Raw genomic sequence first — 23,759 nt, 5'->3', positions numbered from 1 at the left:
ATTATGTAATATATCCACTTATTTACACCCTGTTATAAAAAATATTTGCAAAATCTGGAAAATTTCTGACAATACACACGGGCTTATGCGACGGTTAAAACACCAGCTGATATTTATCAGGAGAAAGGATGCGAATTATGACTACCACGAAGGTACCTGTATATGTATCCCTGGCTGTTGCTGGCATTATGGCTTTGAGCGCCTGTGGTTCAAATAGCTCTAATGATGCTTCGAATTCTTCCCCATCGTCTTCATCATCAACAACAGCCTCCAAGACAGCTAGCGCCGGTGGAGCTGGCACGGTGAGCAACGGTGGTGGAAACTCCGCAAACTCCGGTTCAGGCGCTAACGGCGGCGCAGCAAATTCTGGTGCTGAAGACGGCACTGGGGCGGATCAAAACTCCGGCACTGGCGCACAGAGTGGCAGCGTAACCGGCGCCGATACCAACGGCGGAGCACAAGCGAACCAGGGTGCTGAAGCCCAAGGCGGTGCCCAGCAGCAACAGGCCGATCCTGGGGGAGCGAATGCTGCGAATGATGAACATAATGTCACGAAAAACCCCAACGCATTGACCCCTGGCGAATACGTAATCCACCGCGAAGCTTCCTGGGATTACGTTGATACCACGGGTTCTCGGTATCATGTCGACGGCGACGGTGGCTGGACGAGCGTTGGGGAAGACGGTACCAGTACCGTTGCGGCGGATGGTTCTTGGACTAAGAACTATGCCGACGGGCACACGGTAGCCCGGGTAGAGGCTGACGGAACCTACCGGGTTACCTATGACGGTCAGCTTTCCCCCGAGATACCCAGCAATGCTGTCCCGGTGTCTCCTGGAAAACTCCCCGACCCGAAGGCGGTCCCGGCAGTAAATCCGGTACAGCCCACTAAGCCGGGCATGTAATAACTAGCAGAGATACTTTCGCGAAGTGATTTGCGCGAAACGGGTGCGCATCCTCAATACCTGAGGATGCGCACCCTATTGTGTGCACAGCGTACACACCCGCTGAAATTTGGGGGCTAACGTCGTCGGGGTTACGGGTTGGGGTGAACGTCAAAAAATTCTATACCGGTGGAAGCCACCGTCTTGGAAATATGTGAGACAGTATAAATTTATGATTTTTCAAAATATTAATAATCGTTAGTTGATTCGTTCATAAATAAAATTTAGTTTAGTTATATAAGGTAATTCAATTTCTTTAATGTGTAATACACAGGTGTAACTATATTTCGTGGTAAAAATATTTGCAAAATCTGGAAAATTCCTGACAATACATGTGAGCTATGCGACGGTTAAAACACCAGTTGATATTTATCAGGAGAAAGGATGCGAATTATGACTACCAAGAAGGCTACCGCATGCGTATCTCTGGCTGTTGCTGGCATCTTGGCTTTGAGCGCATGCGGCTCAAATAGTGCGAATGATTCTTCAAGTTCGTCCTCGGCTTCTTCTTCATCAAGTTCATCTCGTGCTTCTAGTTCCACAGGAAGCTCCAACGCTGTGAATAACGGCGGTGGAACATCTGGAAATTCCGGTTCAGGCGCTAACGGCGGCGCAGGTGCGGAACAGAATTCCGGTAATGGTGCAGTGCAAGGTGACGGCGGTACCGGCGCTAATGGAGGCGGCACCCAGGCAGACCAGGGTGCGGGAACTAACGGCGGCGTCGCTGGCGGCGGAGCCCAACAACAGGGCGCCCCCGGAAAGACAGCGAACCAAAATCCCGGTTCTGAAGGGTATGTGCAGGTTGCTGAAGACGGATCCTGGACTGCAACCGAACCCGACGGTGAGATCGTGAGGGTGTATCCCGATGGGTCATGGGACCGGAGCAATCCAGCCACCGGAAACACCGATTGGGTGGGTGCCGATGGGTCCTGGATTACAAATGAAAATGGTCTGCCCAATGGCTCCAATAAGAACTCACAGGTGCAACCTAACGGTACCTACGAGGTCAGGATGAACGGTGAAGCGTCTCGTGAGACCCCAAGTGGAACGCCTGAAACCCCCGTGATGCCCAATGGTTCGAATGCGGTAACCCCTAAGGGAGCGGTACAGCCTGCAAAACGCTGATACCTCTTTGAAAGAAACGGTTAGGCGCGTATCCTCAACCATCGCAGGATGCGCGCCTATCTGCGTCTGTGAGGTGAAGGCTAGCAAGAACCGCCCTCAGGCGTACTGTGACCCGCGGAAAATACTGTCCGGTATAGTTCGCGCTTACCTGAAATCTTGAACCTGCCACCGTGCTACAGGTAGCGTGGAGTACAGGTACACGATAAACACCCACCTCAGGAGGCTTTATGCGCGAACAACACACTATGCCGAAAGATATTGCGGCGGCCCTAAAAAACGCGGGGTTACGCACCGACTATAAGGCTCGACCAGCGTATCAGCGCAACGACTATATTGGTTGGATCAACCGTGCCAAGACACCGGCGATGCGTATCGAGCGCCTCGAACAAATGCTCACCGAGCTGGCACAGGGCGGTATCTATATGGGCAAGGAGCATAAGGCCTCACGTAAATAGGTTCAGCATGTACTTTCACGCGGCCGTCCACATTTTGAATACGCACCCTAAGCTATATCTTGCGCCCTGTCGGGGCGCGGAATGCGGTTTAATCTGTATTATTCAGACTGGCTTATGATGAAGACATCCCCGACGGGGGGGGGTAGACCATGATTATTACTGTTCTCTAGCTCACCGGTGTAATGCACAATAGGCAGCATTATTATCTACATCAAGGGTGTGCTGTTTACTGATGCGGAGGGTATTATGCGTACAACTGTGACTTTGGATGAAGAGATTGTTGCTAAAGCGGCTAAGCTCACTGGTATCGAAGAACATTCTTCTCTAGTGCGTGCTGCCTTGGAAACTCTGGTACGTGTTGAAAACGGACGCCTGCTTGCTACATTAGGAGGTTCCGAACCTCAAGCCCAGGCAGCTCCACGGCACCAAGATACATGAGTGCATATAAGGGTGGTTTCTAATAAAACGCACCCATAACGCACAATAAAAGCGGATCCTCGAAACAGAATATTCGAGGATCCGCTTTTGCAGAATGTGGAAGAAGCTACTTCTTGTGTGTGACGCTCAGATAGATGGAGATGGCGACCATCGCGGCGATAATCGAAAGAATCCAGCGGATCCAGTCGATACCGGCGGTTTCAGCAACGCCAAGCAGACCAGCTACCCAGCCTCCGACAAACGCGCCAACAGCGCCCAAGATAATGGTCCAAAGAATAGAAATATTCTGCTGACCCTTCATGAACAGGCGGGCAAGGGCGCCAATAATAGCACCTGCAATAATCATCCCAATAAGCTGACCCATAGATACCTCCTTGCGGTTTGGATGAGTCATATACTGCGCAGAGTTCCATAGACTTTGCACACGAGCGATAATGTGTGGTTATCGCATATGAACCCTCAATTGTACAGTACAAATTACTTGATGGGTAAACTATACGTGTATGCGGTTCCAATCCGGACTGTACACTATGCGGAGCCTGCGAAGCTATAACCCCAGGAGCAGAAAAGAGCAGCCGGGGTAAGACGCGCTAAAAGGCAACGGGTTCTGGTTTGTTACCTCACCCATTTTCGGAATGCGGTTTATTTCCTGCTGCGCTTGAAATAGTGCCCCGGCGGGTAAATCGCCGGATCCTGCTTGTGCAGGAAGAATAATCTGATGACGCTTGAAATACGCAGGGTTAGTCTATCCGGTAGTGGAGCATACGGAAGGATTCCTTCAGGAATGGTAAACGCCGCGCTATCATGGCAGACAGTGCCCCGCTCTTCTTCCACGCCGGAAAGTCTGTCATCAGCCGTTTAGCGCTCACCAAACGCAGGTTATGAGCCCAACGCTCGGGTTCATGATCGTCGTCGCATCCAAAAACGAATCGCGCGCGGGAGTGCTTAAGTGCTTCGTGCTGATCGGAATGCGAAACCATCCACGAGTTTATGACGTCGAACGCGATCTCACTGCCGTGAAAACGCTGCGCAAGATCGCGGAACAAAGCGCGTACCGTGTAACGGTCAAAGTACATCATCATGCCTTCAATCACGAACAGAAATTGGGCATTCGGCTGCAGATCGTTCAGCTCGTCCATCCAACCCGCGTCGAAGGCTGAGGTCCCCAGGAAAACTTCACTGCCTTGCGGGGGCAGCAACTTTATACGCAAAGTCATCACATCGGGTAAATCTAAGCTGTAAAACGGCACGTTCTGCGCGATTTCGCCGATGCGTTCCCGGCGGCTGTCTAGACCGCATCCAACATTAACGATCACCGGGTTAGGTTGGCGCTTAATAAAATCGGCCGCGAGCCGGTCAAAGTAATCTGAGCGAATCGCGGTGCCGACAACGGTGTGAATGACGTTATCAAATTTAGAGAAATTGTAGTCTAACTGCGAAACGATGCGCCCCGCTGCCTCGTCTTTGATGATTGGGTCGGGCTGTTGCGAGGCGAGGTGCTTCATGTACAGGGGGATAAGTAAGGTCTCGCTGATGGCATCTTCGATTTTCAGCATAGGAAAAGGCCCCTTTCAGCTTTGACGAGGAGGTTAGCTTATCCTTAGTATACCGCGCGAGAACCTTTATTTTTAGGGTCTTTTCCAAAGGTTTTTATGCGGCGGTGCAAGATTGAGGAGTGAGTGCTACATGGGCGAGGGGCGGCTCTAGACATGTAAAGAAGAACCGTGTGAGGCACATACTGGTGCATATTCAGGCTCTTATTCCGGCGTTACAACCACAACATGACAAATCGGGAGCATTTTCTTCATTCGGGAGCACTTTAACTGCTCCCGAATGAAGAAAATGCTCCCGGATTGAGCGTTACCGCAAGAGAAGAACTCTTCCATTACCTAAACAAATCCCACACGCTGAAGGTCGTGCGGCGGTAGATAGCCCCTTTTACGGCTCGCTTCGGGTTTTTCACAAACCCCATACCGCGCCTGCCATAACCAGGAATCACAGCTCTTTTTACGGCGCGTTTTGCCCGGCCGGTGGTGCGGGCCTTAATCATTCGTTTCACACTGGGTTTACGCATACCAATTCTCATACCTTTAGCCTACTCCCAGCGTCGCAAACATGCGTGCCGCATCGTCACGGGACCGCATAAAGGCGAGGCTTTGAGTGCACAGCCACCTCTTTGTAGCCATACGCCAAAACCTCGCCCGTATGAATAACCCAAGAGAGTTACATAACCACTACGAGTTTGCCGCGTGTATGTTTCTCGGCTACACGATCTTGCGCGGCGCCAAGCTCCTCAAGCGAGTATTTCTTCTCAATGACCGGGCGCAGCTGACCACGCTCGACGGCATTGGTAATCCACTTCATGGCCTCGGACGATGCCTTGGTCGCCAGCAGGAAACCCACGCGACGGTTCGTGAACAGCGAGGTCAGCACCGCCGGAAGACCGTCGGGCGAGACCGTCATCATGCGCCCGCCCGGCTTCAAATAGTTACGGTAAAACGCGGTCACAACGCCTCCACAGTCCAAGATCGCATCGAATTTCTCAACCTTTTCGGGGTCTGGCAGAGCCTCGTGGTCATATGCCTCAATCGAACCTAGCTCGCGGCACAGAGCTATATTTTCTTCGGCAGAAACTGTCGCCACCTGAGCCCCCAAAATCTGCCCGATCTGCAGTGCAGCATGCCCCACACCGCCGCTAGCACCCACCACCAGCAGACGCTGACCGGCCTGGAGTTTCAGGTTCTTGCGGAGCACCTGCAGTGCGGCAAGGCTCACGAGCGGCAGTGCCGCCGCATCAATCTGGTTCTGGATGCGCGGCGCATGGTGAATCCGGTTCTCACGGAATAGCACGTATTCGGCCGCTGTGCCGGTGGGTGCCATAGAAATGGAGCCGTTGAACCCCCACACAATATCGCCAACTTTGTAGTCCATCACGCCGGTGCCCACGCTGACAACCTCGCCGAGCGCATCCACACCGGTACCTTTGGGGAAGCGTTTACCCGTAAAAAGCCGCATTTCGCCTTCGCGCACGATCACGTCAATGCGATTCACGCTGAAGGCCTGCACGCGTACCAACACCTGGCCGGGGCGGGGAGATGGCACGGGAACCTCGTTGATCGTGAGCAGATCAGACCCGCCAAATTTGTCGTATTGTACGGCGCGCATTGTGGTTGGTAGCGACATATTTATCTCTTTCTTATCGGTCATTGCGGAAGCATCGGTGTAGGATGCACGGCATTCGACATGAGAACCGTAGCTGTGTAATGGGCGACGGCACCCAGAATAATGCCTCTGTGTTTAACTCTAACCTGTATGCGCGCCAAACCGTGATAAATGACGGTTTTACGACGGGCACCCGGGTATATTTCCAGGCGTACAAATCTGCAGCACATGCCTGAGCGCATAATAAAAACCCTTGATGTGAATAAAACGTTGAAGAATCGTGCTTGATTCACATAAAGACCCTTTTTAGCATGGGTGCTATGACGACTACATCTGTGTACTGTCTTTTCTTCGACGGTTATGAGACTCTCGACGCTATGGGACCTATCGAATTTTTGCATCGTGTGCCTGATATGCGTATGCGGTATATCTCGGTGGCGGGCGCATCCGAAAACGGTGGTTCATTGGTACGTTCCGCCCAGGGCTTTACCCTCAAGACGGAAATTGTTGAGAGTCTTCCTCCGGGGAGCATTCTTCTGATTCCAGGAGGTATAGGTACGCGCTCTCTCGTGATGAACGACCTATTCCTGCAAAACCTTGCGAAATTGGTACAGCAAAGTCAAACCTGCCTGACGGTCTGCACCGGAGCGGCACTTCTTGCTGCCACAGGTGTTCTTGACGGGAAGCCTGCTACTACTAACAAACGTGCCTTCGAGTGGGTGCGTGGGACGCGGCCACAGGTGAGGTGGCGGCAGAAGGCGCGTTGGGTGAGCACAGAGAAGTTTTATACATCCTCGGGAGTTTCGGCGGGTATGGATATGACTCTAGGTTTTATCGCCGACCGGTGGGGTTTGGAAACGGCTCAAGAGATCGCGTCCCGCTGCGAATATCTGTGGCAAAATGACCCGGATACTGACCCATTTGCACATTCTGCCGAGTTCGAATCAGTGTAGCTGCCTCCCAGCGCATAAAAAGACCCTTTATACGAATAAAGCGGATTTTCTAAAGCTTGATTCGTATAAAGAGCCTTTTTACAGCGCTAGAGAAGAGGGGAGGAGAGAACAGGGCAACGAGCCTAGTGCGTCGTAATACCGCCATCCACGCTCAATACCGCGCCGGTCACCCATGCGGCCGCATCCGATGCCAAAAACGCGGCGGCACGCCCAATATCATCAACATTCCCGATGCGCCCCAATGGAATCAACGCCGAGGCATTTTGCTTCATTTGCTCCTGCGCTTCAGGCGGCATCGCAGAAACATTGCGCAGCAATTGTGGAGTTTCGACCATTCCTGGCGCAATCGCATTCACGCGCACTCCGGCGGAACCCGCCTCAAACGCTAGTGACTGCGTGAAAAGATTCAATGCGCCCTTTGTCATGGAATAGACCGTCGAAGGACGCCCGGGAAGCATCCGCTTCGAAAAATATGACGAAATGTTAACAATATTGCCAGAATTTTTAGCGAGTTCAGGCAATAACTTTTGTGCCAAGAAATACGGGGCTTTAACGTTGAGATTAAAATGCTCGTCGAAAGCGTTCTCGTCGGTTTGCTCAAAGGGAATAAACCGTGCAATACCGGCATTATTGACCAGCACATCAATACTTCCCAAAATATCGAGGGCGTGCTCGGCGGCACGGTGTACTTCAGAAATATCCGTTAAATCTGCTGCGAAGGTGTGCACGGTCACGGGGTATTCGCTCAAGCGCGCGCTGGCTTCTGCAAGTTTTGTGGGGGTGCGAGCAATGAGGAATAGGTTAGCACCTTGGCGGGCGAATTCTTCGGCAATACCGTAGCCGATACCGTCGCTGCCGCCGGTAATAATGGCATTCTTGCCGGAAAGCGCAGAATTGGTATTCATGATGATCTCCTTGGGGAGGGAATGAGTGATAAAGAGCAATTCCCGCATAAAACCTGCTATCTCAGGCGAGATCAGCGAATGTGCTGCGGGTATTTAGGAATTTGCTGAAGTTGAATGAAAGCGGCTAGAAAGCTTTACTCGCCTTTTATAAAGGCCATAAAGGCGGCGCCGTCAAGATAAATGCTGGAGGTAATAATTTTGCCGTCTCGCACTGTGAGAAATTCCGGAACCTCAAAAATCTGGGTGTCTCCTGCGGGGGACTTTGCGGTGTAGCGCGCAATAACCGCCGCTTTGTCGCCTTCAACCACAAGATGTGCAAGCTCAACATTAGTGGTGGAATTAAAAAAATTTCCGGCACCCTGCAGATAATCTTGTTTGCCAAGATTTTGTTCTGCGCTGTTGAATCCGTAGGCTAATTTATCGGAAATGTAGTCTTGCCAATTTTCGGAGTGAATTGCCGAATAGTAATTCAGGACGGTCTGCTTAGTAGTCATTTGACCCTCTCGCGAATAGAATATATGACATGCGGGTATAACCCACGCATTTAACTGTAACAGACATGTTCTATTTATTAGGGTAATAACTACGTGATTGATTCATCTAAGCCATTGCGAGCTGATGCGCGGCGCACGGTCAATATCGTGCTTCATGCCGCCGAACAAGTATTGCGCCGAGACCCAACTGCTTCGCTGGAGCAGGTGGCTACGGTTGCAGGAGTCACTCGAACAACTATTCATCGCAGATTCGCCAGTCGCGAGGTTCTTCTCGCGGAGCTGAGTAATATTGCCGTTAGAGAATTTTATGAAGCATTTGAGTCAGCAAGTCCCGAGACTGCTCCCGTAATGGTGGCGCTGCATCGCCTGACTGTTAACGTAATGCGGGTGAAGGCGATCTGGTTGTATGCGATGGCGCATCTGAGTGATGACGATCCCGCCGTGATTACAAAACAACGCACTCTTTTAGGGCGTTTGGGTAAGGTTTTTGAGCGTGCACAGCGTGAGGGCTATATCGCTGCAGATGTAGACCTTATCTGGGCGCAGCGTATGTTCCGTGCCATGACTGACGAGGCGGTAGCTGGTATCACTGGCACCGGTATGGGAGCTAAAGCCCCGCCAATGCCGACCGGTCCGGATGATTTGGCCAGACTGGAGGCGGTTGTAGACGATGCCGAGCTAGACCGCCTGACCACTTTGATTATGCACACTTTGTTCACTGGAATTGGAACTCACGAACCCTCTATATGACATGCAATCAGCGAGATGGATACAAGACCTTATTCGGTAGAAAGTATCTAACCTAGCTCGTGAAATATTGCAGTATTGCCCGCCTTGGGTCGTAAGAGTGAAGGATAAAAATACGCAGAGTTTAACCGCGTTTCGGTAGTCCACCAGGCAGATACCCATTGGGAAAAAGTTGGTGAGAAACAACATATACTCCTCAGCAAAAGGTATGAATCACCCCGCAATACCGCGGGGAGCCGGTAGACGCTATTGTGCACCAGAACGGTTTTACCTAACCAACGTGAGAATAGAGGCTGTATCTCGCGGCACTCAACCCCCACGACATGGGTGGCGTGCGGTATGTTTTTGTGGGCCTCCACCTTGTCGCGCTCATGGCGCGCTTCGAGAAGAAACGTTCGATGTAATGAACATCAGGGGAGAGTCGGGGAACCTGTTTGCCAGTGTGCGTACAAAATTCGGTGAGCTACGTCAAAATATCTAATGGATAAGGTGCGCTCATAATAATTCTGATACGTCCTTACAATTCAAGATACGCTTCGCCTGTATCAAAAACGAGAGGCAGAGCTATATTTTTCTGTAAAAACTTAATGGAGAAATTTTTTATAAAACCTTGGCTAAATAACTTCGAATATTTCTATATCAACGTAAAAAATTCGTTCTCAGAATAATTATTGTGATGATTCCTCGATATCCCTTGTATCTCGGTCCTCAATTATGTTTAGGGTTGAATTGTTCATGTCACCGATGAATGGAGTTTATGATGGCTTTTCGCTATTCTCGTCCGGCTATGACCGGAGCTGCTATTTTCACCCTTGCGGGTGTGACGGTTCTTCCGCTTGCGCAGGCAAATGCAGCGCCTGCAAGCCCTCAGGATGAGGCACGTTCTGGAGCCACACAGGGCCAGCCAAATTCTGCAGCACAGAAAGGTCAGGATCAGGGCCAGCAGCAGGGTGCTAACGCCAGTGGTCAGAACCAGGATGGTGCAACCCAGGATCAGCAGCAGAGTGCTAACGCTAACGGTCAGGGTCGGCAGCAGGGTGCCAATGCTGATGCTCAGGGTCAGCAGGGTGCTAACGCCAGTGGTCAGAACCAGGATGGTGCCACACAGGGCGGTGCGACACAGGATCCTTCGAAGGCTGCATCCGGCGGTGAACAGCAGCAGGCTCAGCCTAGTGCATCTCAGGATCAGCAGGGTACTAATGCCAGCGGTCAGAGCCAGCAGCAGAGTGCTAACGGTCAGGGTCAGCAGGCTCAGGGTCAACAACAGGGTGCATCCGCATCCCAGAGCAGCTCAAACTCGAATTCTGCATCACAGAATAATCAGAGCCGTCATAGCCAGCCCTCCGCACCCGCAAATCAGAACTCCGGTTTTATTGCGATCACCTCTGTCGATGGATTCATTGACCCACAGAATACTGATAACGTTCTGTCTGTAGAGACTACGGGGATCGATAATACCCACCGTGTACAGTACGAGCCGCGTGTTCAGGAACTTGATGAGTTCGGGAACATCGTTAATGATGACGTTAGCAACGGCGGAGGGTCTAGTCTTGGTTCGGACGGGAGCTTCGGGATGTACGTGAGTGTTGATGGCACTAAGATTAACCCGAACCACCATTATCGAGTCTACATTGATGCGTTCGATCGGGATACCTTAACGGCGAGTTACGCGTACTACCCCGTCGTGGTTTGGAACCGTACCTATATTCCGGTTGTTCCTCTGTCGGCAGCACGGTAATTAATATACCGTATTATCTTTTGCATTTTGTTTAGTGTATTAGATTTCTGAAAAATAAAATATATTTTCGGCTCAAGGGTCTTCGGGGGCATGTTTTAGTGATATGCATGCTGTTGAAGACCCTTTGAGTCGTGTTGACACATTAGTTTATGTATATATTTTCCATCGAAACATTCATGTTGTAATAAAAATAAATATCAAGAAATAATGCTAAAAATGCTAGACCTAAACTCAACCATGTATTACATTTAACAGTATTCCACTAACCGATGAATGGAGTACAAAATGTCCAATACCCGTTTTATCCTGACCGGAGTGGGTGCGCTTGCCCTCCTAAGTGCATCCGTGGTGCCTTCCGTTCCTTCCTTTGCCGCTGAAGGGAAAGCTGGTGCGCAGACTCAGCAGGCTATCTCTACGCTTCCGGGTGGCCAAAATACTGGCACTAATAACACCAATGGGAACAACACAAATATTAATACAGGGGCTAAAGTAACTTCCGTTGAGGGCGGTCCGCTGAACCCTCTGACAGGGCAGAACAACCTTACGATTACTGGTGAGGGGATTGACCTCAACAAGTCTTTTGACGGTTTAGGTGCAGAGGTCTACGAGGTTGATGCAGACGGCGACTTCACTGGCGAGAACTTAGTTCAAGACGGCGGAGGCCTTGTTGTGACGGAAGACGGTCATTTCCGTGGCACTGCCAAGGTTAAAGGCGATTTCGATCCCCAGAAACACTATGTTCTCTACATTATGAGCTACCCTGGGCACGGTAACCGCACAATAGAGGCTAAACAAGATCTGCCTGTACAGCAGGTTGACAGCAAGGACCTGCAGTCTTCCGTAACCCTGACCACCAACTCCTCGAAGACAAATAAGCTCAGCAGCCACCTGAACACCAATGTCTTGACCCTGACCGGAACCCATTTTGATGACGTGAAGCAGGTCAAGATAAAAGTTGAGGGGCTGGACGAGAACGGTCAGGTTAACGAAACTCTTGCCATCAAAGACGTCTCGGCAGAGGTGAAGAACGGTAACTTTACTACCCAGATTCAGATTCCTGGATCCAAGATTCAGGAAGGCAAGCACTATCGGGTGCTTATTGAATCCAGCAGCGACGACTGGGTAAGGGCTGTGACTAAGGATCTTTATGGCGATACGGATGATGAGGTTGTAGGCATCATTAACGGTGCACCCCTTAGTCGCAGTGCCGCCGAGAATCACCTGAAGGTTGCTGGCGGCGGGTTTAGCCCTGCAGTAGCGGCTCAGAACGGCTCCAAGGTTCGGTTGATTTTCACCGAATACAATGTTGAGCTTGACGATCCCAGCAGCGATGAGATCGTGAATACGACTGTTACCCCGAAACCGAACGGCGACTTCGAGGGCGACCTGACTATTCCCGGTAATAAGCTGCAGGCAGGAAAGAAATACGTGGTACGCGCATACCTTGAATACGCGGATGGCGGAGTCGCAAGCGACATTACCCTCAAGACCCTGGTTCCGACCACGAACTAGGCTTTATTAAGAGAAAATCTCTGTGCTGACACCCCTAGAAGAAGATAAGGTGCTACATAAACCTAAAATTTCCTTCTAGGGGTGTTGCATGGGTAAATCGACCGGTACGATTTTATAAAACCCCAGTGTAGATGCCTTCGCCAGGAGATAGATGATGCGCGCCTTCCTCTGTTCTTACTTCGCCGGTGTAGAACCCGCCTTCAAAAATTTCTTGCGCGGCAACCCATCACAACAGCAGGTGGTGTTTATTCCTACCGCCAGCATGGTTGAAAACACAACTTTCTACGTTCAGGATGCCCTGAACGTTTTCAAAAATTTAGGGCTAACCCCCGATATTCTCGACATTGCAGAAGTTGATTCAGAAACCGCGAAGTTGCGCATCGAACAAGCTGAAGTTCTCTATATTTCGGGCGGTAATACCTTCTACTTGCTGCAGCAGCTCAAAGCCAAAGACCTCATCAATTTCATTGCCGAAAAAGTGCGCCACGGCATGATGTACGTGGGGGAGTCGGCTGGAGCTATGGTCGCTTCGCCTGATATCGAGTATGCACGAGTTATGGACGACTCTGACGCTGCCCTGGGAATGTTTAATTTTAAGGCGTTGGGAATTGTCGATTTCTACCCGGCGGTGCACGAGGAAGAAGAACCTTTCGTTCAGGCGGTACGCCGTATGAAAAGCGAATATTCGGATAAGCTCGATCTTGTGCCCATCAATAATAGCCGTGCGATTCGGGTTGAGGGCGGCGTTCGCTTTATCGTCTAGGTTTTCTCCATCAGGCAGAAACCCACCGCATAGCGTGTTCACCTTGAACACGGCAGACTTCGGGAGCAGTTTCTTCATTCGGGAGCATTCTAATCGCTCCCGAATGAAGAAACTGCTCCCGCTTCACCTTATGATTGTAATTCTGGTCTTTCTTAGTCTTGCGGAACCCTGAACGTGATGCAATAGAACTGATCATTCCAGAGCAAACTGGTGTTTGCGTCCTCCATGTCTTCGGGTATCAGCGCCTCAATCTCTGAGAGATCGAAGGTGGCGTTCTTGTAGGCTTTACGGGTGAGGACGTTCTTCTTGTACTGCGAATCGATGTAGTCGGAAGTTTCGTCTGCGATCATAATTTTCGTGCCGGGCTTGGCCACCCGAATCATTTCTTCGATCGCGCGTTTTTTATCGCTAAAGAAGTTAATGCCGCCCACGTGCAGCACCACGTCAAAGCTCTGATCGATGAAGGGCAGATCCTCGGCGGCACAGTTCACCAGGTTCAGGTTCGCGCGCCCACCCCAGATTTTCTGGCATTTCTTGAGCATCCCGAGCGAAATATCGGCACCCGTCCAGTCGATTGCGCTCACCTCAATATCGTCCGGCAGGTACCGTAGGTCGGTACCGGTGCCGATTGAGACGTACAGTGCCGAGCAACCGGGAAACCACTCTAGTTCTTTCATGAACTGCTGGCGCATCTGTGCGACTTCATTGCCGTAAGCGAGACGCCCAAACCACCGTTCGCCTAGGTCGTAGACGGAGGCTAAGCGGTTGTAGAATTTCATGTATTTGGCGTTATCGCCCTGAACCTGCGCATCATCCAGGCACATCAGGATGCCGTTCTCTTCAGCGGGCGGGTTAGTGCGGAATTCGGGCTTGAGCTTGTTCGTGAGGTTAGTGTTTGCCATGGCTTCTCCGCCTTAGATTAGTATGGTGAGCACATTTCTGAGCGTCGTGAGAGAGAAATATGACTCCTTATAAAACACTTATACCTGTTTTGGAATATACGCGTCCATATTTTTTATGTTTGAATACGAGAAACGGCCTATTAAACGCACTCTATTCAGAAGAGTTTTTGCATTAATGACGAGTAAAAAACTTCTGAAGGCAAAACTCTTCCAGACAGAAACCGCCAGTGACAGTGCCAAAATATATGGGGTGCTGTTCAGATGTTTTAGCGTTCTTTTTCAAGCACGAGGTTTACGTAGTCGCGTCGTACCAGCCGGGCAGAGCCGCCCGCCACCGCCATATCGTGCAGATGCTGTACAGCTACCGTATGTAGCGGCAGTTCTTGTGTGAGCGCAACTATATCGGCGGCATCGTACAGGGCGAAGCCGTACTTGGTGAATGGCAGGGTCTTCATAAAATCTTTTTCACAGAAGCTTAAACACACCCGCCCGCCGGCGGTAAGCACCCGGCACATTTCTGCGAGCAGCCAAGCCGGTTCCTCCCAGAAATACACCGTATTCACGCTCAACACCTTCGTGAAAATACCGTCTTCATACGGCAGATTCACGCCGTCATACAGCGCGTACTCAGCCAGCCCTTCTGCGATAAACACGTTATTGGCGGCGCGGGCCTGCTCATACATGAGCGGCGAAATTTCCACCCCATCATAGTGCAGGTTCTCTGCGAGGGAGAGAACATAATTGAGGAGCCCACCATTGCCCGGGCCCGCCTCCAGGATGCGGTCATCTTCCTCAATGCCTAATGCATTCAGGGCGCTCACAATCATGGGAAGATTCCCCAGGTTTAAAGAGTGTGCTAGCTCTTGACCGGTGTCACCCATGGGGCACTTAAGCTGGGAAGCAAGGGCCTTCGCCTGCTCGGCCGGGTTCTGGCGGGTACTAGACATAGTGCTCCTTTATAATAATCCAGGCGTGAAGATTTTTTATCATAGCACGGCCGCAGCTTGTGCCACCGCCAGGAGAGCTTTAGCGCCGAGAGGAGGTTTTATAGATGCGCCAGGCGCTGTGAATCAGTGGAATCTGCAGAGGCAACCGACCGAAAGCCACAACACGTTTAAACGTTGACTCATGCCGCCAATCCCACGCCATCTGCACATTCGCCGGAAATACCGCCGTATACAGTGCAATAGCCGCGAGGGCACCCGCTCGGCGGGTTGTTGGGACGCTCAGCAGCCCTGCGATACCGAGCTCAGCAGCCCCCGAAGCATAGGTGTAGAACCGTGCGGAGCCCGGCAGGGCACGAGGAACGATTGCGTCGTAATGTTCGGGTTTCGCAAAATGCAGAACACCCGTGGTCCCTAGAAAACCGGCTGTTACCACAGGCGCTATATGTTTCTTACCGCCGGAGCGGGAATCCTCAGATACGTTTTTCTTCAAGCTCATAATTCTAGTTTTGCACATCCGCACTACTACCGCCGGATGATTTTTATGGATTCTCTAGGGCATTGCACATGCGTGGTTCCGCACCTCTAAAACTGAGTAAATTCACATTTCTACCGCACAATATGAGCCTTACACGTCGTGTAACGATAGCGAATCCATACCAGAACAGGGTAGAATGAGTGAACCGGTGCTAAGACATCACGGAAAGGCCCGTGAGGGCACCCAATCACTGATCCCATGAAAGGAATCCTCTCTTATGAAGAAGCTCATTGTACTTGCTCTCGTCGGCGCAGCAGCATTTTTCGTGTACAAGAAGAAGTTCGCAGCCTAAGCTAGAGTCAGCAGTTTTGATGGGGTACATAAAGCCCACATGAACTGAATACACAGCAGATTTACGTGAGCCCCGCATCCAGAAGGTTGGATGCGGGGCTCACCGCTTGCTTACACAGGTTTATCAGGAACTATCCGGTCGGCAAATCCCCGTTCATAACAATCTTTTCCTGAGCGGAATCCCAGGTGAACGTCGCTTGGGAAGACCCCACAGAGGCCGAAATCTGGTTAGCAGAATTTCGTGAGACCGAAGGGGAACCCTGAATTGGGTTGAGCGTGCCGGTTCCCAAGTAGTCTCCGCGATGGAACAGCATAATATGTGACGCACCATCAGATGACCCAACCGTAATCCACGAGAGCTCCGCACTCGAATCGAAAGTCGAAGTATCCGCCGAACTTAGGGACCACGAATGATGACCGCGAAGTTTACTCGCATTAGATTCCAATGCCGAACGCCCGCTTGAGGATGAAGACCCCGAATTAGAATTTGACGATGCGGTTACCGTAACGGTACTTGCCTCCGGCTGCGGGTTGGCGGTTACCGTTACCACAGACACGCTCGGACTTGGAGAGGCTGAAGAACTGGTAGCGCTTGCTGTGGGAGAGTGAGTTGGGCTGGCAGATGCGCTGGTTGAAGCGGATGAAGAACTAGATGAGCTGGAACTGCGTGCAGCCTGCGAACTGCTGCCCGAATCGGTGGATGCGCCAAACGGGTTACCGCAGGAAGAAAGCAGAAGCGCCGCGCCAGCGCAGAAAACTAGCGGTTTTACAGGAAATCTAGACATGAAAAACTCTTTTCGTATCGGTGCGTGTTGTTACTCCTAGTTTACTGGCGGCAACTCGCCAGTGCGGGAGACCTGCCGGGTTTGCGGGTCGAAAGTATACACGCTAATAGCCCGCCCCGTTGCGCAAGCGTTGCATTCATCAGCTTTGGGGTATACATAACGAACCTCGACGCTCGTGGGCGATAGCCGGTGAGGCACAAACTTTCCAAAAGGCTTTTGTTCTGCAACCCCGATGAACTCACCATGGCTGAAAAACAGTAAATGTGCTGGAGAACTACCCGTTCCATTTTTGAGGTCCATGGTAATCCACGAGAATTCCGCACACGGATCGTAGGTATTTAGCTCGGGGTTTTTGGTAGGAATATTTTCGGGCACTTTAGATGTGTCCCAAGGAGAGCCTTCGCTTGTGTCTCCGTCCCATGTGTAGGGTGGTATCTCCTGCCCATATTTTTCGAGAGCCTGCTGATCTGTCAATGTTCCGCACTGCTGCGAGGGGGTGGACGAACTCTGCTCGGCTCCGAAAGGAGCGCCGCACGAGGTAAATAACAGCGTCAGAAGAGCACCAAAAACTATAATTCTGAGACGGGATTTCAGAGAGGAAAGCTTCGTGTTTGCCGGATACATTGCGTTATAGTCCTTACCTTATACATGTGAGGTTGTAAACATTAGATACCGTCTGCAAATTCTCAACCGTGAGAGTAGGCCGTAAGTATCTGATACCTAAAAACATCAGCCGCCGTAAAAGACAATGTTAAGGTTCCACCTTTAAACTTACGACGTTATTTGCCAGAATGCCACGATATCCGTCATGTATAGTAGCCCGGCGTCTGTCAATTTCCTGTATCTCTTCGCAACAGCATGAATGTACGACGAGACCGCGCCGCCCGGCTCTTACGCGACAGTTCCCCTTGCGCAGGGGCAGAGAATGCGCGACAATGAGGAAATGGCTGAAATTACTTTTCAAAATAACCTTGCAGTTCACACTAGCGGCAACCTTCCCGCCGTCGGTTCTAAGCTCCCCGCATTCTCCGTACTTGATGCCGATCTCGCTGAGGTCACCGGCTCCCAGTTCGCGGGCAAGAACATTATTCTGAATATCTTCCCCTCCGTCGATACCAGTGTGTGCGCAACCTCCGTACGCACCTTCAATAAGGATGCTGCCGCACTAGACAATACTGTGGTGCTGTGCGTCTCGAACGACCTTCCGTTCGCCATTGGCCGCTTCTGCGCTGCTGAGGGGATTGAGAACGTTATTACCACCTCCGCATTCCGCTCATCCTTCGGACGGGACTTCGGCGTGACAATGACCGACGGGCCGCTTGAGGCCCTGCTGGCACGTGCCGTCGTAGTCGTGAACCCTGCCGGCGAGGTAGTGTACACCGAGCTCGTTCCCGAAATCACCAACGAGCCCAATTACGAGGCTGCGCTCGCAGCTCTTAAGTAAACGCAGCTGAGCCTATCAGGCAGGCACCATGCTCGGTTTTTCCGTGCCGTGGTGCCTGCTTTGTTCTGCCGTCTGAAACTATTGCGCTGGTTCGTGCGGAGTCTCTTCTGCGCGATCGTGTTCCGTGCGATGGTGTGTAAGCTCGTCGGCGACCAGCATATGTTGAGGCAGAGAACCGCGTTTCTTCGCCGCCACATAACGCCCCATCAGAAGCGCCATATACACTGCCATCGCCACCAAGAGCATAGACCCCGGGGCAATAATCAGCGCCGCTGCCGCCGCAATCACCGAGAAAAGCACCGTGAGTCTATCGGGGTTAGCGCGGTAGGCATCAAGGGCCAGCACCGTAAAGAGCGCGGTCATCACGAAATCGAACCCCTCAAGATGCGCCAGAAAACTCGACCCCAAGAAGAACCCGAGTGTGGAACTGAGGATAACGCTCATATGCATTCCCGCATGAATCCACAGAATGCGTGACCCTCTTAGAGTATGCCGTTCCGGTCCACTGTTGAGGGCAAAAGCCTCGTCGATGAGCGTATAGACGGTGTAAAACTTGGCGAGAGAGCCGTGCACACGCTCGATAGGGTAGGACAGCCCATACATGAGGTGGCGTGAATTGATGAGCAACGTCATCACCGCAACGGATACTAGCGAGGCACCCGCTGCCATCATCGTCAGCAATACGAACTCTACAGACCCGGCGAATAAAACTCCTGGAAGCAGGGGCGCAAGCCACCAAGGAAAACCCAAGCTGTGTATCACAACACCGAGTCCAATTCCTACGAAAAACAGGCCCAGCATCACAAGGGATGCAGCACGCATTGCCTCACGAAATCCGCTCTCGCCAGTGCGGCGGAGCTCAAGACTAAGGGCATCATCGCCTGCGCGTAAAGCCTGCTCGCGTTCCTGCACCACCGGAATGCTGCTGGTCGCCAAACCTGCGGAGGCGATAATATCGAGAACCTGTTCGTCGCTGGTTTGTTGCGGCGCCTCCCCAAGGTGGCGGTTGGGGTGTGAAGATCTTTCAAACATGGTATGCCCCTAGAAAACCCAGTTGATGAGAATAACGCAGGTGGCGGTACCGGCGATCATGCTGTATACCATATTCTTCTTCCACAGGTGCACGAGCGCCGTCAACACAAACCCGGCAAGGTAGGGAACCGCGGTGTGTGTGGATGAAAAGTCAATACGGCTTACCGCATAGATCGCCAGAAGCGCTACGGCCCCGAGTGGAATCCAATGGCTGAGCGCATCCAGCACCTCAGAACCTGCAAGGGCTTTTTTGAGACCAAAGGGGAGCACCCGCAGAACAAAGGTTACAGCCGCCGCCACCAGAACGGCGCTGATAATATAGCCGCTATCGATGTGGCCGTTAATCATGGGGGTTCTCCTGCGGGTCGGTGTAGTGAGTGAATGTGGGGCTTGGAGTTTTCACCTGATCTGTCGTGCTGTCTTCGGCAACCGTCAGCGATGCGTTATTCTCTGGGGCGGGTATCTGGTGTTCCGGCAGTGTTCCCCGTGATTTTGCGATAAAGAACCGTACTATCAGCAGGGCAGTGTAGGTTCCCATCGACACCAGAAGCATGGAACCGGGTGCCAGGATAATACCCACCGCGCCAGAGATCAGCGTGAGAAGAGCCGTGACATTATCCCGTTGAGCGCGGTAAGCATCAATCGCGAGGATCGTAAACAGAGCCGTCATGGCGAAATCCATACCCTCAAGGTGGCTCAGAAACGATGCGCCAATAAAGAACCCGGCGGTTGTTCCTGCCACCCAGCTGATGTGCAGGAATGTACTCACCCATAGAATACGTGCGTGAGAGAGCGTATTCCGGTCGGGGCCGGTGTTGAGCGCGTAGGATTCGTCGCAGAGCGTGTATATGGCGTAGAGTTTCGCCCAGAAACCCTTGACGTTCTGCAGAGGGAAAGAAATACCGTATACCAGGTGTCGGGAGTTCACGAGCAGAGTTGTGAAGCCAATAGCGCCTACACTGGCGCCGGTTGCGATCATTTCTACGACTAGGAACTCGACGGAACCGGCGTAAACGATGAGGGATATTGCGGGCGCAAGCCACCACGGTAAATGGTGAGCACTAATAATAACGCCCAAACCTAACCCCAACACCACGAAACTTGCAAGCACTACGCTGGATGCCCGTAAAGCCTGTTTGAAACCGCTCTCGGTGGGGTTATGACCGATCGCGGCATAATGTTCTGCGTCGCTTGTTTCCTTCGCGATATCTTTCATGGTGCCTCTCAGCAAGAGTGAAAATGAGTCTTCAATTATCCTATCCAATTTTAGGGAAGTTTTATGTACTTCGTTTTGCTGTACGGAATATCAGGGGAGGAATAAAGATGTGGTGCCTGCGTTATGCTCAATGTACAAGCGACAGTTTCACCGTGTTAAGGAGTATTGCTGATGAATAAAGCGCCTGCTGAGAAAACAATAGTACGCCGCGGGTCTGAGGACTACCGCGAAGTTCGTGTAGAACGGGTTGATCGCCTGCGGTACCGGGCACATGGTGCGAATGGGGCAAACCTGGACTTCGGGGTGGGCGATGGGCTTCTAACTCCGGTGGAGCTCTTACTAGCGGCGATTGCCGGATGCTCCTCGGTCGATGTGGATGCGGTCACCACCCGCCGTGAAATCCCACAGGTATTCGAGGTACTTGCTTCTGCTCTGAAGAAGCATGAGGACGGTGCGGTACGTCTTGATAATGTTGAGGTGGATTTTGACGTGCAGTTCCCTGAAACCGAGGCGGGCACACAGGCCGCTAAGATGGTGGATCGATTAATTCGTTTGAGCGCGGAGAAAGACTGCACGGTCTCTCGTACGGTGGAGCATCCGACGAAGGTTGAGTTTCATAACGTGAATGCTGAGTAGGGCTTTGCTGGATTATCGTATTGGCCTTGACTTTAAGCATATATTTTTGCCGAGCAGATTATTAAAAATTATCTGCTCGGCATTTATTGCAAGACTTTTTGAGGCGGAAACATATTACATATAGTGTGCTGAATCATCAGCAAGCCCAGTGCCTTGAGGGTTTTCGGTCAGATATTGAATAATAGATTTTTTATCGCGAAGGATTTCTTCAATCTGAGCCTGGTCTTCTGAACTGTGGGTGTGTGCCCACCGACCCTTCTCCTGTCGGAAGATAACATGCGCGGCTATGGAGTATTCTTTGGTAGCTTTTATTGAAAACTTGGCTGCTGTTTTATTGTCTCTAGTTCTGAGGTGGAAAATATCAGGAGACGAAATATCTTCACCTCCACGGAAATTTTTACCCCAAGGAGAATAACTATATTTATTAATACAATTAAAATGTGTTGTAATAATTTTTCCTGTTCGAGTATGGTATTTAATAGTACCGTCTGAGTGAATACTAAAGTACTCCATTTCGTATGCGTAGAGGAAATTCGCGCTAAGTAGTGCTGTACCGCCGAAAAGAATGATATTCCACATTCCGGTCCATGCCATATCCCACGGAATGATTAAGGCATCTATTGTTAAACCTAGCGCTGTCACATTCAGCCATCCTTCAAACTGGTGATACTTCCTTTTAAATACGTAGGGGAGCTTCTTCTCTCGTGATCTGCGCACCGCATCGTAAGTGAGGTAGAGGATGGCAATGGCAACGGTGATAATAATGATCATGGTAGTTCTGCTCATGTTTTCTCCCTATTCCTTATTATGTGATGTAGTAACTGATCGAATTGGCTAAATCCAGACGAACTACGCCGATAATATCAGTAGTTCCCTGAAAATTTTGTGGCGTTATCTGTACTCTTGCGTATCTTAAGTTTTTTCGCCGCACAGAGCTGAACCTTGAAGAATTTATACGCTGTCAAGACATTATCTATGTCGGAGGTGGTAACACCGCAAACCTCTTAGCTGCGTGGAGGCTGCACGGTCTCTCGTACGGTGGAGCATCCAACGAAGGTTGAGTTTCACAGTGCGAATGCTGAGTAGGGTGTTACCGCGTTGAATCCATATATAGACCTATATACTCTGGATATGCTCGGTGTCTAGGATGGGCTATGATTGCATGGCTTATTTGTGGAAGGTTGGTTACCTATGGAGACTCAACGCACTATTGTGCTTCTGAGTGGTGGGTTCTCTGACGGTGAGAATACTGATCAAGATGTGTTTCTGTTAGAGTCCAGCCTGCGGAGAAAACCAAGGGTGTGTTTTATTCCTACGGCTAGTGGAGATTCACGTGCGTATATTGAGCGTTTCTATACTGCTTTCAAAAGATATTCGTGTATTCCTGCTCATCTTGAGCTTTTTCGCCGCACAGAGCTGAACCTTGAAGAATTTATACGCCGTCAAGACATCATCTATGTTGGAGGCGGTAACACCGCAAACCTCTTAGCTGTGTGGAGGTTGCATGGACTTGACCGCGTGCTTCGCAAAGCATATGTCGAGGGAACAGTTCTGTCAGGTATAAGTGCGGGCGCAGCTTGCTGGTTCGAGTCATGTCTGACCGATTCGTTTGGTCGTTTAGAGGCGCTCAATGACGGTTTGGGTATACTGCCTGGCAGCTTCTGCCCTCATTTCAATACCGAACTCGGTCGTCCCAGAAGTTTTTTGCAGACACTACAAAGCGGTACTTTACCGCCAGGGGTAGCTTTAGACGATGGGGCGGCAGTTCGATATTGCAATGAGGCAGTAGATGTAGTCTATCGAAGTGTGAGCAATGCTGGTTTATATAATCAGACGACAAAAGGTATATGTGCTGTGGAGCTGTAGCACGTTCACCGGCAGGTTTCGACTGTGCAACGAAGCTCTTGATATGTAAATTTTGAGAATACATTTCGATAGTGAAAGTACTTGATATATCAAGCGAAAAGCGGGGGTTGTGTAGGGTGTGCCACTATGTGACCGGATTCGACACGTGTTATTAAAACTTTATTTTTAACCTCAGGTGCAGATTTTACCCGGGAATCTTAAGCGTGCTTCTAGTGGGTGCTACATGAAGGATCTTATTCTCTTCAATCCCTGGAACTGCAGGGGATGCATGAGGGGGTAAAAGTCCTTAAGAGACCCCTGGATATGCAGGATTTTTGAAGCGTTTATTGTAGACAAAAAAGGGTGCAAGCTGAGTGATGTTCACTTAAATGTTATAAACATGCTTGTATGCCTAGTGGAGCCCCTGTAGCCTGGGAATTGGATACTTAGTCTAGGCTGCCCTTGAGGATTTACTCCTGCGGTAGTTGAAAGTTTCCGTGCACACGAAGCCGACATAAAAGAGGTTTACATATGACTTCTCATCAGCGGAAATCTCCCGGAATTAAGAAGGCGCTGGTTACGACCGGCACCGCCGCATCCTTGTTGGGTGCATCCTTCGTGGCAATGCCTGCTACGTTTGCTAACGTGCCGGATCAGGTTCCCACCTCTCCTGCATGTGACTGCCAGCCCGGTCAGCCGGGACAGCCTGGTCAGGGCGGTCAGGGTCAGACCGGTCAGCCTGGTGATCACGACAGTGATCACCCTGACACTCCCGATCAGCCTGACACCCCCGATTACCCTGGTGATCACGACAGCGATCAGCCTGGTACCCCCGGTCAGGGCGGTCAGGGCCAGACTGGTCAGCCTGGTACTCCCGGTCAGGGCGGTCA

General features: G+C 51.1%; 28 protein-coding genes and 1 pseudogene. 14 read left to right on the top strand and 15 right to left on the bottom strand.

Annotation, left to right across the window (positions count from 1 at the left end):
- Positions 1–137: 137 nt before the first annotated feature.
- From HMPREF2609_RS10230 to HMPREF2609_RS10215, 4 genes are all read left to right on the top strand, one after another.
- Positions 138–905: a protein RtoA (Ratio-A) gene (locus HMPREF2609_RS10230; RefSeq protein WP_246824285.1), complete on the top strand. Its 768-nt coding sequence runs from the start codon at positions 138–140 to the stop codon at positions 903–905.
- 432 nt (positions 906–1,337) lie between these two features.
- Entirely contained in the window at positions 1,338–2,069 is a 732-nt protein-coding gene (locus HMPREF2609_RS10225; protein ID WP_070536771.1) for a 1,4-beta-cellobiosidase, read from the top strand.
- Between the two features lie 227 nt (positions 2,070–2,296).
- Positions 2,297–2,524 carry a YdeI/OmpD-associated family protein gene (locus HMPREF2609_RS10220; RefSeq protein ID WP_013397528.1) on the top strand — a complete coding sequence of 76 codons (228 nt, stop codon included), beginning with the start codon at positions 2,297–2,299 and terminating at the stop codon, positions 2,522–2,524.
- 246 nt (positions 2,525–2,770) lie between these two features.
- Positions 2,771–2,962 (top strand): type II toxin-antitoxin system VapB family antitoxin, encoded by a 192-nt coding sequence (locus tag HMPREF2609_RS10215; protein ID WP_004005169.1) that lies wholly within the window; start codon positions 2,771–2,773, stop codon positions 2,960–2,962.
- Positions 2,963–3,068: 106 nt separating this feature from the next.
- Here HMPREF2609_RS10215 and HMPREF2609_RS10210 read toward each other — a convergent pair whose 3' ends face one another.
- The 4 genes from HMPREF2609_RS10210 to HMPREF2609_RS10195 form a co-directional block, all read right to left on the bottom strand.
- Entirely contained in the window at positions 3,069–3,326 is a 258-nt protein-coding gene (locus tag HMPREF2609_RS10210) for a GlsB/YeaQ/YmgE family stress response membrane protein (protein WP_037231102.1), read from the bottom strand.
- 376 nt (positions 3,327–3,702) lie between these two features.
- The gene (locus tag HMPREF2609_RS10205) at positions 3,703–4,518 is read right to left on the bottom strand and encodes a class I SAM-dependent methyltransferase (RefSeq protein ID WP_070448711.1); all 816 of its coding nucleotides are present in this window, start codon (positions 4,516–4,518) and stop codon (positions 3,703–3,705) included.
- Between the two features lie 329 nt (positions 4,519–4,847).
- Positions 4,848–5,036: a hypothetical protein gene (locus HMPREF2609_RS10200; RefSeq protein WP_070536769.1), complete on the bottom strand. Its 189-nt coding sequence runs from the start codon at positions 5,034–5,036 to the stop codon at positions 4,848–4,850.
- Between the two features lie 149 nt (positions 5,037–5,185).
- Positions 5,186–6,145, bottom strand: coding sequence for an NADP-dependent oxidoreductase (locus HMPREF2609_RS10195; RefSeq protein WP_070448709.1), 960 nt, complete (start codon positions 6,143–6,145; stop codon positions 5,186–5,188).
- Positions 6,146–6,444: 299 nt separating this feature from the next.
- Here HMPREF2609_RS10195 and HMPREF2609_RS10190 point away from each other — a divergent pair, with 299 nt between their 5' ends.
- Positions 6,445–7,077, top strand: coding sequence for a DJ-1/PfpI family protein (locus HMPREF2609_RS10190; RefSeq protein WP_070536816.1), 633 nt, complete (start codon positions 6,445–6,447; stop codon positions 7,075–7,077).
- 122 nt (positions 7,078–7,199) lie between these two features.
- Here the strand turns inward: HMPREF2609_RS10190 and HMPREF2609_RS10185 are convergent, their stop codons facing one another.
- A complete protein-coding gene (locus HMPREF2609_RS10185; protein ID WP_070536767.1) occupies positions 7,200–7,982 on the bottom strand; it encodes an SDR family NAD(P)-dependent oxidoreductase in 783 nt (260 codons plus the stop codon).
- A 134-nt stretch (positions 7,983–8,116) separates the two neighbouring features.
- Positions 8,117–8,476, bottom strand: a complete 360-nt coding sequence (locus HMPREF2609_RS10180; protein ID WP_048752508.1) for a nuclear transport factor 2 family protein — start codon at positions 8,474–8,476, stop codon at positions 8,117–8,119.
- 93 nt (positions 8,477–8,569) lie between these two features.
- Here HMPREF2609_RS10180 and HMPREF2609_RS10175 point away from each other — a divergent pair, with 93 nt between their 5' ends.
- The 4 genes from HMPREF2609_RS10175 to HMPREF2609_RS10160 all read left to right on the top strand — a co-directional run bounded on the left by HMPREF2609_RS10175 (position 8,570) and on the right by HMPREF2609_RS10160 (position 13,236).
- Complete coding sequence (locus HMPREF2609_RS10175) at positions 8,570–9,226, top strand: TetR/AcrR family transcriptional regulator (protein ID WP_037231096.1); 657 nt, start codon at positions 8,570–8,572, stop codon at positions 9,224–9,226.
- Between the two features lie 745 nt (positions 9,227–9,971).
- Positions 9,972–10,961 (top strand): protein argonaute-2, encoded by a 990-nt coding sequence (locus tag HMPREF2609_RS10170; RefSeq protein ID WP_070536765.1) that lies wholly within the window; start codon positions 9,972–9,974, stop codon positions 10,959–10,961.
- A gap of 285 nt (positions 10,962–11,246) precedes the next feature.
- The gene (locus HMPREF2609_RS10165) at positions 11,247–12,473 is read left to right on the top strand and encodes a histidine kinase (RefSeq protein WP_246825651.1); all 1,227 of its coding nucleotides are present in this window, start codon (positions 11,247–11,249) and stop codon (positions 12,471–12,473) included.
- Between the two features lie 151 nt (positions 12,474–12,624).
- Positions 12,625–13,236: a Type 1 glutamine amidotransferase-like domain-containing protein gene (locus HMPREF2609_RS10160; RefSeq protein ID WP_070536761.1), complete on the top strand. Its 612-nt coding sequence runs from the start codon at positions 12,625–12,627 to the stop codon at positions 13,234–13,236.
- A 152-nt stretch (positions 13,237–13,388) separates the two neighbouring features.
- Here HMPREF2609_RS10160 and HMPREF2609_RS10155 read toward each other — a convergent pair whose 3' ends face one another.
- From HMPREF2609_RS10155 to HMPREF2609_RS10980, 5 genes are all read right to left on the bottom strand, one after another.
- Positions 13,389–14,138, bottom strand: coding sequence for a class I SAM-dependent methyltransferase (locus HMPREF2609_RS10155; RefSeq protein ID WP_070536758.1), 750 nt, complete (start codon positions 14,136–14,138; stop codon positions 13,389–13,391).
- Positions 14,139–14,404: 266 nt separating this feature from the next.
- Complete coding sequence (locus HMPREF2609_RS10150) at positions 14,405–15,085, bottom strand: class I SAM-dependent methyltransferase (RefSeq protein WP_070536756.1); 681 nt, start codon at positions 15,083–15,085, stop codon at positions 14,405–14,407.
- 79 nt (positions 15,086–15,164) lie between these two features.
- Positions 15,165–15,581 carry a DoxX family protein gene (locus HMPREF2609_RS10145; protein ID WP_070536755.1) on the bottom strand — a complete coding sequence of 139 codons (417 nt, stop codon included), beginning with the start codon at positions 15,579–15,581 and terminating at the stop codon, positions 15,165–15,167.
- Positions 15,582–16,042: 461 nt separating this feature from the next.
- Entirely contained in the window at positions 16,043–16,696 is a 654-nt protein-coding gene (locus HMPREF2609_RS10140; RefSeq protein WP_070536752.1) for an LppP/LprE family lipoprotein, read from the bottom strand.
- 36 nt (positions 16,697–16,732) lie between these two features.
- Positions 16,733–17,071, bottom strand: coding sequence for an LppP/LprE family lipoprotein (locus HMPREF2609_RS10980; protein ID WP_168160742.1), 339 nt, complete (start codon positions 17,069–17,071; stop codon positions 16,733–16,735).
- 568 nt (positions 17,072–17,639) lie between these two features.
- On the opposite strand from HMPREF2609_RS10980, the gene tpx reads away from it, so the two are divergent.
- Positions 17,640–18,140: a thiol peroxidase gene (tpx, locus tag HMPREF2609_RS10130; RefSeq protein ID WP_048752533.1), complete on the top strand. Its 501-nt coding sequence runs from the start codon at positions 17,640–17,642 to the stop codon at positions 18,138–18,140.
- 78 nt (positions 18,141–18,218) lie between these two features.
- Here the strand turns inward: tpx and HMPREF2609_RS10125 are convergent, their stop codons facing one another.
- The 3 genes from HMPREF2609_RS10125 to HMPREF2609_RS10115 are packed head-to-tail and all read right to left on the bottom strand — an operon-like array spanning position 18,219 to position 20,388.
- Complete coding sequence (locus HMPREF2609_RS10125; protein ID WP_070536749.1) at positions 18,219–19,172, bottom strand: AzlC family ABC transporter permease; 954 nt, start codon at positions 19,170–19,172, stop codon at positions 18,219–18,221.
- A gap of 9 nt (positions 19,173–19,181) precedes the next feature.
- Positions 19,182–19,520: a branched-chain amino acid transporter permease gene (locus tag HMPREF2609_RS10120; protein ID WP_070536747.1), complete on the bottom strand. Its 339-nt coding sequence runs from the start codon at positions 19,518–19,520 to the stop codon at positions 19,182–19,184.
- Positions 19,513–20,388, bottom strand: a complete 876-nt coding sequence (locus HMPREF2609_RS10115; RefSeq protein ID WP_070536745.1) for an AzlC family ABC transporter permease — start codon at positions 20,386–20,388, stop codon at positions 19,513–19,515. The genes HMPREF2609_RS10120 and HMPREF2609_RS10115 overlap by 8 nt, the downstream gene beginning before the upstream one ends.
- Before the next feature lie 171 nt (positions 20,389–20,559).
- Here HMPREF2609_RS10115 and HMPREF2609_RS10110 point away from each other — a divergent pair, with 171 nt between their 5' ends.
- Positions 20,560–21,024 (top strand): OsmC family protein, encoded by a 465-nt coding sequence (locus HMPREF2609_RS10110; RefSeq protein ID WP_070536743.1) that lies wholly within the window; start codon positions 20,560–20,562, stop codon positions 21,022–21,024.
- Between the two features lie 114 nt (positions 21,025–21,138).
- Here HMPREF2609_RS10110 and HMPREF2609_RS10105 read toward each other — a convergent pair whose 3' ends face one another.
- Complete coding sequence (locus tag HMPREF2609_RS10105) at positions 21,139–21,810, bottom strand: hypothetical protein (protein WP_246825650.1); 672 nt, start codon at positions 21,808–21,810, stop codon at positions 21,139–21,141.
- A 107-nt stretch (positions 21,811–21,917) separates the two neighbouring features.
- On the opposite strand from HMPREF2609_RS10105, the gene HMPREF2609_RS11225 reads away from it, so the two are divergent.
- The 3 genes and pseudogenes from HMPREF2609_RS11225 to HMPREF2609_RS10830 all read left to right on the top strand — a co-directional run.
- The gene (locus HMPREF2609_RS11225) at positions 21,918–22,085 is read left to right on the top strand and encodes a Type 1 glutamine amidotransferase-like domain-containing protein (protein ID WP_080972587.1); all 168 of its coding nucleotides are present in this window, start codon (positions 21,918–21,920) and stop codon (positions 22,083–22,085) included.
- A gap of 130 nt (positions 22,086–22,215) precedes the next feature.
- Positions 22,216–22,890, top strand: coding sequence for a Type 1 glutamine amidotransferase-like domain-containing protein (locus tag HMPREF2609_RS10100; protein WP_070536739.1), 675 nt, complete (start codon positions 22,216–22,218; stop codon positions 22,888–22,890).
- Between the two features lie 510 nt (positions 22,891–23,400).
- Positions 23,401–23,759: pseudogene (locus tag HMPREF2609_RS10830) on the top strand (hypothetical protein); the annotation flags it as partial.

Origin of the sequence: Rothia sp. HMSC058E10 (genome assembly GCF_001809415.1) — a bacterium.
In the GTDB taxonomy this organism is placed as follows: Bacteria; Actinomycetota; Actinomycetes; order Actinomycetales; family Micrococcaceae; genus Rothia; species Rothia dentocariosa.
This window is presented reverse-complemented; position numbering and strand designations above follow the sequence as displayed.